The sequence below is a fragment of the Paenibacillus sp. FSL P2-0322 genome (genome assembly GCF_037975315.1).
GTDB lineage: Bacteria > Bacillota > Bacilli > Paenibacillales > Paenibacillaceae > Paenibacillus > Paenibacillus polymyxa_B.
Genome location: NZ_CP150243.1, coordinates 1,291,167 through 1,304,297, shown reverse-complemented (window position 1 = coordinate 1,304,297; position 13,131 = coordinate 1,291,167). Strand labels below are relative to the sequence as shown.

The 13,131-nt window shown below is 46.2% G+C and carries 10 protein-coding genes; 3 read left to right on the top strand and 7 right to left on the bottom strand.

Annotation, left to right across the window (positions count from 1 at the left end; genetic code table 11):
• Positions 1 to 4: 4 nt before the first annotated feature.
• From MKY24_RS05880 to MKY24_RS05870, 3 genes are all read right to left on the bottom strand, one after another.
• Positions 5 to 1,411: a sucrose-specific PTS transporter subunit IIBC gene (locus tag MKY24_RS05880; RefSeq protein WP_023987359.1), complete on the bottom strand. Its 1,407-nt coding sequence runs from the start codon at positions 1,409 to 1,411 to the stop codon at positions 5 to 7.
• A gap of 269 nt (positions 1,412 to 1,680) precedes the next feature.
• Entirely contained in the window at positions 1,681 to 3,450 is a 1,770-nt protein-coding gene (locus MKY24_RS05875; RefSeq protein ID WP_339201591.1) for a phosphatase PAP2 family protein, read from the bottom strand.
• A gap of 209 nt (positions 3,451 to 3,659) precedes the next feature.
• Complete coding sequence (locus tag MKY24_RS05870) at positions 3,660 to 5,651, bottom strand: copper amine oxidase N-terminal domain-containing protein (RefSeq protein ID WP_339201590.1); 1,992 nt, start codon at positions 5,649 to 5,651, stop codon at positions 3,660 to 3,662.
• A 355-nt stretch (positions 5,652 to 6,006) separates the two neighbouring features.
• Here MKY24_RS05870 and MKY24_RS05865 point away from each other — a divergent pair, with 355 nt between their 5' ends.
• Entirely contained in the window at positions 6,007 to 7,275 is a 1,269-nt protein-coding gene (locus tag MKY24_RS05865; RefSeq protein ID WP_023987356.1) for an MFS transporter, read from the top strand.
• Positions 7,276 to 7,377: 102 nt separating this feature from the next.
• On the opposite strand, the gene MKY24_RS05860 is transcribed toward MKY24_RS05865, so the two are convergent.
• On the bottom strand, positions 7,378 to 8,292 hold the full coding sequence (locus MKY24_RS05860) for an EcsC family protein (RefSeq protein ID WP_339201589.1): 915 nt from the start codon (positions 8,290 to 8,292) through the stop codon (positions 7,378 to 7,380).
• A 132-nt stretch (positions 8,293 to 8,424) separates the two neighbouring features.
• On the opposite strand from MKY24_RS05860, the gene MKY24_RS05855 reads away from it, so the two are divergent.
• Positions 8,425 to 8,901 (top strand): GNAT family protein, encoded by a 477-nt coding sequence (locus MKY24_RS05855; RefSeq protein ID WP_049828516.1) that lies wholly within the window; start codon positions 8,425 to 8,427, stop codon positions 8,899 to 8,901.
• A gap of 66 nt (positions 8,902 to 8,967) precedes the next feature.
• Here MKY24_RS05855 and MKY24_RS05850 read toward each other — a convergent pair whose 3' ends face one another.
• Complete coding sequence (locus MKY24_RS05850; RefSeq protein ID WP_023987353.1) at positions 8,968 to 9,393, bottom strand: Lrp/AsnC family transcriptional regulator; 426 nt, start codon at positions 9,391 to 9,393, stop codon at positions 8,968 to 8,970.
• A 160-nt stretch (positions 9,394 to 9,553) separates the two neighbouring features.
• Between MKY24_RS05850 and MKY24_RS05845 the strand changes: the two genes are divergently transcribed.
• Positions 9,554 to 10,306 (top strand): MBL fold metallo-hydrolase, encoded by a 753-nt coding sequence (locus MKY24_RS05845; protein ID WP_339201588.1) that lies wholly within the window; start codon positions 9,554 to 9,556, stop codon positions 10,304 to 10,306.
• A gap of 119 nt (positions 10,307 to 10,425) precedes the next feature.
• Here the strand turns inward: MKY24_RS05845 and mmsB are convergent, their stop codons facing one another.
• Together mmsB and mmsA are read right to left on the bottom strand one after the other, a co-directional pair.
• Positions 10,426 to 11,589: a multiple monosaccharide ABC transporter permease gene (gene mmsB / locus MKY24_RS05840; protein ID WP_068938496.1), complete on the bottom strand. Its 1,164-nt coding sequence runs from the start codon at positions 11,587 to 11,589 to the stop codon at positions 10,426 to 10,428.
• Complete coding sequence (gene mmsA / locus MKY24_RS05835; RefSeq protein ID WP_339201587.1) at positions 11,573 to 13,123, bottom strand: multiple monosaccharide ABC transporter ATP-binding protein; 1,551 nt, start codon at positions 13,121 to 13,123, stop codon at positions 11,573 to 11,575. The genes mmsB and mmsA overlap by 17 nt, the downstream gene beginning before the upstream one ends.
• Between the last annotated feature and the right edge of the window lie 8 nt (positions 13,124 to 13,131).

Sequence of the window (13,131 nt, the reverse complement as noted above, 5' to 3'; positions counted from 1 at the left end):
CATTTTATTTGTTATCTGTTTTTTCTTTAAACCCAAAGATCCACGTTAGCGAAAATGCTACAGCAAAGCCGATTACACAAACTAAAATGTAAAGAAATATCTGATTGTTCAGGTACAATAACATTCCAGGTAGGGCTGTAATCGACATACCCGTTGCTTGAATATTAAATATACGTGCGAAGAAACCACCAACCGCTCCTCCAATCAAGCCCATCATGAACGGTTTGCCATATCGAATGTTCACCCCAAAGATAGCGGGTTCTGTAATGCCCAACAACGCTGACAAGGTAGAAGGATAAGCAATGGATTTGGTTTTTACATTTTTGGATTTTAGACCAACAGCTAGCGCAGCACCCGCTTGTGCGCAAATCGACGCCGAACTGATCGGGTTCACCATATTCCAACCATTGCCCACTAACATCTGTATTTCAATCAGGTTTAAGGCATGGTGTAGTCCGGTAACTACAATAATCTGATTGATGCCACCGTAAATAAATCCGCCGATGCCGTATGGTAATTTCAAAATGGCGGTAACAGCCATTAATATTAAAGCTTCCACCTCGTGAAAAATGGGACCAATTACGAACAATCCCAGTACCAGTGTTATTAATAATGTTAGAAACGGTGTTAGAATTAAGTCCAATGCATCGGGGACTGACTTCCTGATCTTCTTCTCCAGCATCGCCCCCACGACACCTATTATGAAAGCAGGCAAAACCGAGCCCTGATAGCCTGCAATTTTAATGAATCCGAAAAACACTAGTGGTTCCTGAACTTTTTGGGCGACATCCCAGGATGTAGGCAACGAAGGACTCACTAACATTAATCCAATCAAAATCCCCAATAGCGGCGATCCACCAAACACCCGGAAGGCCGACCAACATACCAACACGGGTAAAAATGCAAAAGCCGTATCGGTCAATATTTGTGTAAACAATATGAAATTCGCAGAAATATGATCAGGCGTAAGTCCAAATAACTGGAGCAGTGCAGGCTGAGTTACTAAGCCTCTAACTCCCATGAATAATCCTGTAGCTACCAATGCGGGCATAATCGGAACAAATACATCCCCGAAAACTCGGATCATTCTTTTGAACCGATTATCATCTTGGGTGGAGGCCATTTCTTTCAAATCAGCCTTTGATGTAGCAGATATGCTTTGACCAACCATGGCATCGTATACTTTATTTACAGTACCGGTTCCAAAAATAATTTGATATTGCCCAGAGGTAAAGAAAACGCCTTTGGCCTTATCAATATTCTCAATAAATTCATCATCAATAATTTCTCTATCTTTTACAATCAGCCTCAGCCGTGTGGCACAATGTGCCATGGAAATAATATTGTCTTCTCCGCCAAGCCCTTTAATGACATCTTGGGCTATTTTAACGTATTCCTTTTCAAGACTCATCAGTCTCTTCCTCTCCTCTGTTCCTCTTAGTTAGTCTGAATCATTTGAAAATTTGATCAAATATGCTTCTTAAGAATATCATGACTGCGCTTTCAAACAGCGGGATTATTTTACTACATTAAGGTCAAATTTTGACCTTTTTATACTTTTGATTAATTATGATGAAACAATAAAGTGCACCCTAGAATACATACTGGAATAACCTTCTGGTTTATCCCCATGTATTTTAAAGGTGCACTTCAATTGTTGTATAGAGAGTTAATTACGTTTTACTTAGTGACTTTCAACTGAGCACTGTCAGCTGTATAGATAACCTTCACTTTATAATTACTTGGTAAACCTACTGTTTCAATCGAAGAAAATGCTCCATTCCGTTTACCATAAGTTAAGATCGTAGCACCATTAGCCGGTACATATTTGTTAGAAAAATTCAGACGTAATTTTCCGTTGAGTATGGCTGTTCCCTTCATTTTGAGCACATCATTTTTACTGCGCAGGTTAAGCTCAAGTGTTCCCTTGGTAGATTGTCTGTAATTTCCGCCAATAATCAGCTTTCCAGAAGCATTTTTAAGCAGAGTTCCCCCGTTATTCGTAATTCCACCACTTCCGAAAGCCGTTTCCGAAGTTCCCTCCAGAGTACCTTGTTCGATCTGTGTACCGCCGGAATACGTATTGTTGCCCATTAGCTTCAACGTACCTGTTCCCTTTTTAGTCAGCTTTCCAACGCCGGAGATATTGTTGCGCCAGCGATCCAGTGCATTGAAACCGCCTTTGGAAGCGTCCATATTTACCGCAACATTATTGGTGAAAGCACCGTAGCCATCCGCGGCGGAAAACAGGTTCAATCGTCCCCATCCCTCAGCATCATCAAGTACAGGATAGCCGGAAGGAATCCCTGTAGTAGCCAAAACCCAACGACGTTGTGTGCTATCCAGGTAAGGCAAGCGTGTCTCCAACAGTACCTCAGCTCCCTTAGGCACTGTCATTGGCGTCGTAGTTGGATTAACCTGACTGAATCCGTATGTTAATCGTTGATTATAATTTTTTTTGTTTGTGGCATAATTGCTGAATCGATCTGGAGCTGTGCCTTTTTGAGACAGCAGTTGTTTACGAGCATCCTGATAAGCCGCTTTCTTCAAACTGCTATTGGCTGGATCAGACAGGATAGCAGCAGCCATCGCCGTTGCCATGACACGTCCTCCCATAACATCAAGCGGGGAGTGCATACCGGCAACAACACGGTTATTGCCCAGCTCCGAAGCTCGTGTCAGCAGTTCCTGATAACGCTCCGGCACGGCATAGGCCATAGCAATAGAACTGAGATACGCAGCATTGGTATGACCGCTAGGAAAGCCGCCATCGCTAGTAGCATCAGCTTTGAGAGCAGGAATAAGGCTCGGAACAACCACTGAGTTATCGCTCCAGCGAAACGGACGAGGATAGCTAAAGTAAGACTTAGCCGGGTTCGTCGTAGAGTATTCCCCGCGCAAGGTATTTACCAGATTTACGATGTTACCGAGATTGGAGCTTGTACTCCCTGCATTCGTTCCCTCATCTTCGTATTTCTTAGTCAGGGCATCTGCCGGAATGTCGTTGATCGTTGTCGTGGCACCTGCATTCTTTCGATATACATCAGTGAGCGAACCCAGACCGTCGATCACACTGTAGCTCTGGTTTCTGCGATCATCCAAATAAGCCGCATCGGCCTCACTGGAAGTGCGCCGGGCAGCTATATCAATCACTTTTTGAATATTAGCGTCCAGCACGCTGCTGTTTAGCTTGGTACCTGTATCCCAGGTAGCGCCGGGAGTCCAAAGCTTATTAAATTCGGAGAGCAACCCGAGGGTTGGATTAGAGCTTTCCGTCTTATTTACAGAACTATTATTTTTATAATGATCTACGAAATATCCCCACGACGGTTCTGTTGGAGTTACCGTTGTTGGTAGGGTTGCCGCACTCGCATAACTTCCACCTAGGGAACCTAGAAGTAATGGTAAAGATAGTAATGCAACTGATAGTGGTTTCCTTAGCGATTTCATTCTCAAATCAGATCCTCTCTTCTCTTGTGCTCTTCATACTTTCTCTACGAAGCTATTATCTATATAAAAAGATGTATGACATAAAGAATCATATCTTAAGTTTGTTAAATAAAGAGCTTAGTTTTGTTAAATGAAAAAAAGGCATCCCAAGAGCCGTATATACGACTCTGGAGATACCTTGTTCAAACCGTTATAGAAAACCAGCTACCCTACAGCCATACTTCTATGACTTTGCCATTCACGAAAGCTACCGCCTTGAAATAAAGACTACGGTTGCCGTATACCCAGGCTTCGACTTGAGTTCCGTTTGAAGCAGCCCCCTTTTCTCTGACTGTTGGGTTTCCCCATGCGAACTGCACCTGCGTCGTATTCATGCCCAAGCTTACCTCATTATTTTTAATCTTGTTCCAGATGGCTTGCGACCATTGGTATTTCTTGTACGGATCGTAAGTCAGAAATTGATCGGAATCAGACAGCATTTGTGGAATGCGTGAAGCTCCGATGATGGAATACGTGTCATAAGTTTCGCCATTGGCCCCCTGGAAAATAACTTCGTAAGATTTAACACCGTTCGGATCCGTGCTGACTTCGATATCTTTAACTGTTACCTTGCCAAATCGCTCTCCAGCGCTATAGAAGTTATTGACCCAATAGGTTTTGCCAATTAATTTGGACAGACTACCCAGATCAATGGCTCTGATAATTTTTGCCGTTTCTGGCGTCTCAATGACCAGCTTGGTAGCGCCCACAGATAATTCTCCTTGCTGGCGGTCACGATTCCATTTGAATCCGCCCAACTTCAGATCGGTCAGTAATGTTCCCGGGAATACAACCTGTCCGTTAACCGTTTGAACCTTGCCCTTCAGTGCAACAGGTTTACCATTCACCATCGCGGTGGAACTCCCTTTTTGGAGTACGATATTGTTTTTACCCAGCTTGATCGTTAAGGTCTGGTTCGCCACGGTAACAGATCCACCCAGCGTCTTGAACACAGACTGCACAGGTAAATACACATTGCCGTTCAGTATAGCCGCCCCGGTCAAGGTTTGATCGGACGATACCTTTAGTGTAAAAGAAGATGGTATTCCTTCGGTCTGCAGAGCTACGGATGTGCTTCCAATGCCCCTTACTTTGAGTGTACCCGAACCATTCTGCTGTAGCTCGGCAACCTGCGGTTTCTCTACTTCAATCTCACTAGCTTCGGGATGACGTGTTAGTCGATAACCGTTCGAATACGTCTCTTGTACATTTAATTGAATCGTATCGCCGATGGCAGCCTCTTTAGAGGTCGTCAACAAGGACATACCCGTTAATGTAGGCAAGCTCAGCGCAGTCGTGATTCCGTCCTTATAGCCGACCCAAGAGCCATCCTTTAATTGTGCAAAAAGCTCGTCAGGCGAATCAACCAACCGTGCAACATTAGATAACCCGCTAAGCTGCACAGCTGGATATTTCTTCATTCGGTCATAGCTCCATACAGTCCCATCATGATGTACAGTAATCAAGACATGTGTACCTTTTTTCCATAAAATTGAAGCAATATCACTTCCCACTTCGCGTGGGGGTTCATTGGTCAGCATATCCAGCATCGTGACATGGCCATCTTCCTTAAGTACTGCAGCATACGCCGTACTCATTTTGATATCAAGCGCACCATCTACATGACCTATCTTGCGGGGCTTAGATTCTGCGTACCCTGTGGAATACCATACATCACCGGATCGAGTAAGAACCGTAAAATAGGTACTTACCTTATCACCATCTATAGCATCCGATATTCCCTCAACCTGTTCTCTTCCCCAGGAGATCGTCCCATCGGTTTTAATAGCCAAACCCTCACCTGTAATTTCTTTAACTCCTGAGGATTGAGCCGTCACTTTTGGGTCGGAGTTATCATCCCAGATGGCTACCTTCCCGTCCTCAGTCCAGCCATAATAACCTTGGCTCTCGTTTTTGCTGCCTGTAATGCCTTTCAAATTCAATTTCTCAATAACCGGGCCATCTATACTCTTTCTCCATAAAGAACCGTCATCCAGTATGTAGTTATTCCGGTCGATCACGTCTATAATTTTAGCGTTTTTCCAAGTGTTGTTCGTCGTTACATTTGCCGCTACTGCTGTTTCTCCAGTGTTTAACGTAGTTCCCACCACCGCTCCACATACCATGGATACTGCCAGCAAAATCTTCGCTGCTTTTCTCATCGTGGTTCCCCTTTTCTATCTATATTTCCATATCAGTATTTTGCATAATTCCATTCCCAACGCTCAAAAATATAATATATAGACGAACTGGATCACTTCGATCTCTATTTTGCTGATTTGAAAAGCACTCTTGGGACTTATGCAAAATACTCACATATATATCGGTTTTGAGGATGATAAACGTTTGAATTTCGATGTACCATTTTAGAAACCAACTAAATCGAGTAATAAAGAGTATCCAGCAGAATGGGCAAGCAGCGATGAGTAAAGGGGGACTTTATCCCACTTTCAGCCATTTGCTGCAAACGGATCGCTTCCTATATCTTAAAATATACATACATATTCGGAGGTTGCCATGACTAGTAAATCTGCTACAAAAAATGAAACGGGCCAATCGCTTCCCCTCCCGGGGCCGCAAGCGAAAAGCACCGTTTTTGCGATTCTGATTGCGATCAGTTTCGTCCATCTGTTCAATGACTCGATTCAATCGGTCATTCCAGCGATCTTTCCGATCTTAAAGGAATCTATGAGCCTGAGCTACACGCAGATCGGCTGGATTTCATTCGCGATCAATTTTACAGCTTCAATCATGCAGCCCGTGATTGGCTTATTTTCGGACAAACGACCTACGCCAGCTATTCTTCCCATCGGTATGGGCTTTACGCTGACCGGCATGCTGCTGCTCGCCTATGCTGCCGATTATAAAGCGGTGCTGATCGCAGTCATCTTTGTGGGTCTGGGCTCGGCTGCCTTTCACCCTGAAGGCTCGCGCGTATCCCATATGGCGGCAGGATCACGCCGGGGATTGGCACAATCCATTTTTCAAGTTGGCGGCAATGCGGGCCAATCGCTGGCGCCGATGCTCACGAGCTGGATTTTTATCCCGTTAGGACAATTCGGTGCGATCTGGTTCACAGGTATTGCAGCAGCGGGAATTGTGGTGCAATCGTTCATCGCCCGCTGGTACGGTAACGTCCTACGTACAGAAGGCGTTGCACGCAAAAAAGCGGTGGCACGCCGCATGAAGCCCGAAGTGCGTAACCGCGTTATGTTTGCCATGATTGTCCTCATTCTACTGGTATTCGTCCGTTCGTGGTACTCGACCTCGGTCGGAAGCTACTATTCGTTTTACCTGATGGAAGTATTTAAAATGCCATTGGCTGATGCACAGCTTTACATTTTCCTGTTCCTCGGGGCTGGAGCGCTAGGCACCTTCTTTGGCGGTCCGCTGGCGGACCGTTTTGGTAAACGAAATATGATTTTTCTGTCCATGGTATTAGCTGCACCACTCGCGTTGCTGCTGCCTTATGCCAACCAATTCTGGACGGCAATCCTGCTGGCGATTATCGGATTTATTATGCTGTCTAGCTTTTCGGTCACAGTCGTATATGCACAGATGCTCGTGCCTGGTAAAATCGGGACCGTGTCCGGTCTCATTACGGGCCTGGCTTTTGGCCTTGGCGGTGTAGGCGCACTCGTACTCGGCAACTGGATCGACAAAGTAGGCATCACCCACATCATGTTCCTGTGTGGCTTTTTGCCACTGCTCGGCATCTTAACCTTCCTGCTTCCTACAGATAAAACCCTGAACCGCTGGGCGGAAGAAAATGGAGCCGAAGTGTAACAGGCAAACGTGTGGCGGCCATCTTGGCCGCTGCACAACTTTATAGCCAACTCACGTGTTTCCTCACGAAAAAATATCCCCATTTACGCCTAAGTGTTGCAATCAGTTCTCTACTTCTGCCAAACGCATTAAAATCCGACGCTTCCGATACAGCATTTTCCCTGCTTCAGCTACGTCACTAATAGCGCTTCGATTCGCAATGGAGCCAAACAAAATACCCGCAATCGGGACCATTTGAAGCAGCTTTTTCCATCCAAACTGATCACGATAGGTGTTAATGACCTCTCTCCATCCCTGCATCTGGGAAAAAACTTGTGCCTGACGTGAAGGATCATCGAACAAAGCCAGCTCCTCTAAAACAGCCTTTTTACCCACAATATCAGATGAAGCAAATTGCATACATTTAATAATAAAAATGCGTTCCTGCTTATCATGGGGATTAAAGCCATAACACAAGGCTATTTCCTGAAGCACTTTGAGTGCCAAGCCGAGCAAAAGAGGAATATCCGCCGCAATCGTAAACACACCCCCAATCCCCGTTGTTGCTCCCTGAGCGGTGGCAAAGGTAATGCGACCCGCCGTCATCTCGTCAGCAGTCCGATCCATGATTGTTAGCGGGAGCTCAGCCGCCTGCTTCAACTCCCACCTAGGTTCGGCACTATGTTCCGAATCAGCGTTTTCCCCGGCACGAGGCAGGTCCTGCGTATCCGACACGGAATCTGTGCCATTTTGCTGAATTACATGTTCATGGGCCGTCTTTTTCAGCCTGTTCAGAACCGTTTCTTCCTTCACCAAATATTTGCCGCCGTTCTGAATGAAGCTGCCCATCTCATTAAGCAGTTGCTCTAGCTTGTCTTTAATGATTTTGGGCGTCAGCCGATCCAGCAGCATAAAAGGCCATCTGCCGATTTTTTCCCAGAAAAAAATGTCCTTCTGTTCCTTTTCCCATTTTTCAATATTCTTCAGCTCATGACGCAATACGTCCTGGCTTTCCCGATATTCTGCAAGCTGCTTCATAACCGTAGACGTCTCCTTTTGACTATGCTAGTTTATGTATGGGTAATACGTAAGCAAGGCGAGTTCAGGTTTCTTTTTTTAGCAAACTAGATGATATAGAAAGTTAAAATCCGTACAGATCGGAGTGTAATGATGAATAATGTAGAGCTTGTCCCTTACCATTGTGGGCATGATGCCATTTTACATACCTTCTACTTACCTGAGGAGCAGAAGCAGTTTACTGGAATGCCGGATGAAATGTTGACACTGGCCAAGGAAGATCCGCACCGCCATCCTGTCGTGATTACGGCTACTAGAACACCCGTTGGATTTTTCATTTTATACGATGGGGATGAATTAGCGGACTATACGAATATTTCTGAGGCACTGCTGCTGCGCGCGTTCTCTATTCATTACGCAGATCAGGGACAAGGATTCGCTAAAAAAGGGCTGCTTTTACTACCACAGTTCATCGCCAGACACTTCCCACATATTCGCGAGATTGTACTGGGCGTCAATGCCCGTAATCTGCCTGCCCAAAATCTGTATCGCAAATGTGGCTTTATCGATGAAGGTAACACTAAAATGGGACAACACGGCTTGCAGCATATTTTTAAAATGAGCCTATGACGTTGACCTCGATAGCCCTCGCCCAAATAAAAAAGCTTTCGGCACAAACGCCAAAAGCTTTTATCGTTAAATCTCACCAATGGAAAAACTCAATTTGTAATTACCAAACTTCGTAAGCTCATCCAGCATGGTATTTAACTCTGCCTGTGATGACATGCGCAAGCGCATCCAATAACAGCCTTCCCCACTCACCCGATGGATTTCGACAATATAGGGATGCTCCCGTGCAAAAGCCTGGAAAGCACTGTGAGTCGTTCCTGAATTCAAAAAAACCGTAATAAAGGCATGAATCGTCTGGCCAATTTTTTCAGGGTTCCAGCGCAGCGTATAGCCCTCGATAATGCCCGCATCCTGCATTTTTCGAACACGCGCCCCTACGGCTTGGCCTGTCAAATGAACAAGCTGGCCGATCTCCTTGTTCGATAAAGAGCTGTCTTCAATTAAATGATGAAGAATGCGCAGATCGGTGTCATCAGGTACGAATAGTTCCATAGTTATTTTTCCTTTCATGATGAAACGAGAATGCTGGTTTTCCTTTCAACAGGCCGTAGCCTGTAGCTCCTTGCGTCAGATATGATTGTAACAGAAACAAAGAACTACCGAAAATACACTCGGTCAAAAATAACATTCATTACAAAAGGAGCTTCCATATATGAAAATCACACTAATCCGCAACGCAACCTTATGGCTGGAATACGCTGGAGTAAAATTTCTGATTGATCCGATGTTAAGCGATGCTGGCGCAAATCCGCCAGTTCCCAATACGGAAAATGCCCGCCGTAATCCGCTGGTTCCCTTGCCGCCGCAATGGCAGGCACTCGGACAGCCTGACGTTGTGATCGTCACACATTTACATCCGGATCATTGGGACCCGGCAGCAGTACACTGGTTGGACAAACAAATTCCCGTCTTCTGTCAGCCCGGAAATGAAGAACAGATCGCTGCTGACGGTTTTACACAGGTTACTCCGATTTGGGTAGCTGGTTCTGTGGGAGAAATTGAGATTATCCGTACTACCGGGCATCACGGCACCGGAGAAATCGGGGAACAGATGGGACCCGTATCCGGCTTTGTGTTTCAGGCTCCAGGTGAACCTGTCGTCTATTTGGCCGGGGATACGATCTGGTGCAGTGAAGTCGCGGAAGCACTGGATAAATACCGTCCTGAGTGGACAATTGTGAACGCTGGAGGAGCACGGTTTACGGTAGGTGATCCTATTATTATGACTGCCCAAGATGTAACAGCTGTTGCACAGCATGCCTCTTATACACAAATCGTGGCTGTCCACATGGAGGCAATCAACCATTGTCTACTAACTCGCTCTGAGCTTACAGAACACATCAACCGTGAAGGTTTGGAGGGACGCGTCCATATTCCGGCAGATGGAGCAACGGTTTCGGGATAATATGTGTTCTGGCATCTGATGACGGTTCCTACATTCCAGGCCAAACAAACAAGACACCTCCAGCATCCACATTTCAAGTGGGACTGGAGGTGTCTTGTTTTACGATATCGAATCTGAGCTTAAGCTGATCTTTTGTTTTTGTTGTAAATATCGAAGGCAACTGCCAGCAGCAGCACCAAGCCCTTGATACCTTGCTGCCAGTCAATACCCAGACCAATCAGAGACATGCCGTTATTCAGTACGCCCATGACCAAACCACCGATAATGGCTCCAAAAACGGTTCCGATCCCGCCGGATGCCGAAGCACCGCCGATAAAGCAAGCTGCGATGGCATCCAGCTCAAAGTTCGTACCTGCTCTCGGCGTAGCCGCGTTCAGACGTGCAGCAAAGATCAGACCGGAAATGGCGGCCAGCACGCCCATGTTGACGAATACCCAGAACGTTACTTTTTTCGTTTTGACACCGGACAGACCCGCTGCCTTTTCATTTCCACCCAACGCATACACATGACGGCCCATAATCGTGCGGTTCATGACGAAGGAGTATACAACGATCAGTATGAACAGCAGCACGAGAATGTTAGGTATCCCCGCGTAGCTCGCGAGCATGAAGGTGAACAGATTGATAACCGCAGCTACCACAATCAATTTGAGTACAAATAAAGTCTGTGACGGAACTTCGAATCCATATTTAAGCTGAGAACGGCGTTCGCGAATTTCGTTCACGATAAACCATACCGTGAGTGCAATGCCGACAATGATGGATACCAGGTTATACCCGGTAGATGAAAAATCCGGCAGGAAGCCTGAACTGATTTTCTGGAATCCCCCCGGAAATGGAGAGATAGATTGGCCTTCCAGCACGATCATTGTCAATCCGCGAAAGAGCAGCATTCCCGCCAATGTAACGATAAATGCCGGAATCCGTACATAAGCGACCCAGAACCCTTGCCATGCGCCGATTAACGCCCCGACCAGCAAAGATGCAATCACAGCGATCCATGCTGGAAGCTGCCAGTCGACCATCATTATGGCGGCAACCGCACCGACAAAAGCGGCTATGGAGCCGACGGACAGATCAATATGTCCAGTGATGATGACCAGCACCATCCCGATAGCCAGCACGAGAATATAGCTATTTTGCAGAATCAGATTGGTAATATTAATCGGCTTCAACAGCAGGCCGCCTGTCAGTACCTCGAACAAAATCATAATGACGACCAGCGCAATCATCATGCCATATTGGCGAATGTTATTTTTAAATAGTTTAGTTATGGTTTCCATGCTTCACGCCTCCTGACTTGGTCATATATCTCATCAACGTTTCCTGCGACGCGTCCTCACGGCTAACCTCTCCAGTGATCCGCCCAGCATTCATGACATAAATCCGGTCACATAAGCCTAGTACCTCTGGTAGCTCGGACGAAATGACCAGCACTCCCTTGCCTTCAGCGGCAAGTCGATGAATAATCGTATAAATTTCATATTTGGCGCCCACATCAATGCCGCGTGTCGGCTCATCCAGAATCAGAATATCCGGCCCGGCAAAAATCCATTTGCTCAGCACCACCTTCTGCTGATTGCCGCCACTCAAATTACCCGTTTTCTGTAAAATGCTCGGCGCTTTGATGTTCATGCTTTTTTTCATTTCCTCTGCAACGACGACTTCCTCCTGCTCATTGACGACAGCACCCTTCGTCAGCTTGTTCAGACCAGTCAGCGAAATATTACGCTTGATATCATCCATCAGAATGAGGCCATACTCCTTGCGATCCTCTGTCACATAGGCAAAGCCGTTGTTGATGGCGTCCGTAACCGTGTTGTTCTGGATCGTCTTGCCGTCTTTAATCAGCTGACCGGAAATGTTGCGTCCATACGACTTGCCAAAAATGCTCATCGCCAGCTCGGTCCGTCCCGCTCCCATCAGCCCGGCAATACCAACAATCTCACCGCGACGGATGTTCAAATTCACCTGATCCAGCACCTTGCGGTCTGCATGGTGCTCGTGATACACCGTCCAATCCTTCACTTCCAAAACGACTTTGCCAATCTCGGCATGACGCTCTGGATAACGGCTGGTCAGATCACGTCCAACCATCCCGCTAATGATCCGATCCTCCGTGACCTCATCCTTTTTCATATCCAGTGTCTCAATCGTCTTCCCATCCCGCAAAATCGTAATCGAATCCGACACCTTTGCGACTTCATTCAGCTTGTGGGAGATGAGAATGCAGGAAATGCCCTGCTTTTTAAATTCCAGCATCAAATTAAGCAGATTTTCACTATCATCCTCATTCAACGCCGCTGTCGGTTCATCGAGAATAAGCAGCTTCACCTTTTTTGATAGCGCTTTCGCAATTTCAACTAGTTGTTGCTTTCCGACCCCGATGTTCGTAACTAATGTATTGGGATTTTCACTCAAACCGACCTTGGACAGCAGCTCGCGTGTCCCTACAAAAGTCTCTTTCCAATCAATCACGCCGCCACTGGCGCGTTCGTTGCCCAGATAAATATTTTCCGCAATCGAGAGATACGGGATCAGCGCCAGCTCCTGATGGATAATGACAATGCCCAATTCCTCGCTCTGCTTGATATCCTTGAACTCACACGTTTTGCCCTGGAAAACAATATCCCCTTCATAGGTTCCATGCGGATATACACCACTCAGTACCTTCATCAGCGTCGATTTGCCTGCACCGTTCTCACCGCACAAGGAATGGATTTCGCCTTCCTTGACCTTGAGATTTACATTTTCCAATGCCTTCACGCCGGGAAAGGTTTTGGTAATTCCCTTCATTTCTAGAATGATTCCAGTCATGGGATACG

Bases quoted from the DNA above. Each gene is read 5' to 3' on its own strand.
- MKY24_RS05880 (WP_023987359.1), bottom strand. From the start codon at position 1,411: ATGAGTCTTGAAAAGGAATACGTTAAAATAGCCCAAGATGTCATTAAA.
- MKY24_RS05875 (WP_339201591.1), bottom strand. From the start codon at position 3,450: ATGAAATCGCTAAGGAAACCACTATCAGTTGCATTACTATCTTTACCA.
- MKY24_RS05870 (WP_339201590.1), bottom strand. From the start codon at position 5,651: ATGAGAAAAGCAGCGAAGATTTTGCTGGCAGTATCCATGGTATGTGGA.
- MKY24_RS05865 (WP_023987356.1), top strand. From the start codon at position 6,007: ATGACTAGTAAATCTGCTACAAAAAATGAAACGGGCCAATCGCTTCCC.
- MKY24_RS05860 (WP_339201589.1), bottom strand. From the start codon at position 8,292: ATGAAGCAGCTTGCAGAATATCGGGAAAGCCAGGACGTATTGCGTCAT.
- MKY24_RS05855 (WP_049828516.1), top strand. From the start codon at position 8,425: ATGAATAATGTAGAGCTTGTCCCTTACCATTGTGGGCATGATGCCATT.
- MKY24_RS05850 (WP_023987353.1), bottom strand. From the start codon at position 9,393: ATGGAACTATTCGTACCTGATGACACCGATCTGCGCATTCTTCATCAT.
- MKY24_RS05845 (WP_339201588.1), top strand. From the start codon at position 9,554: ATGAAAATCACACTAATCCGCAACGCAACCTTATGGCTGGAATACGCT.
- mmsB (WP_068938496.1), bottom strand. From the start codon at position 11,589: ATGGAAACCATAACTAAACTATTTAAAAATAACATTCGCCAATATGGC.
- mmsA (WP_339201587.1), bottom strand. From the start codon at position 13,123: ATGACTGGAATCATTCTAGAAATGAAGGGAATTACCAAAACCTTTCCC.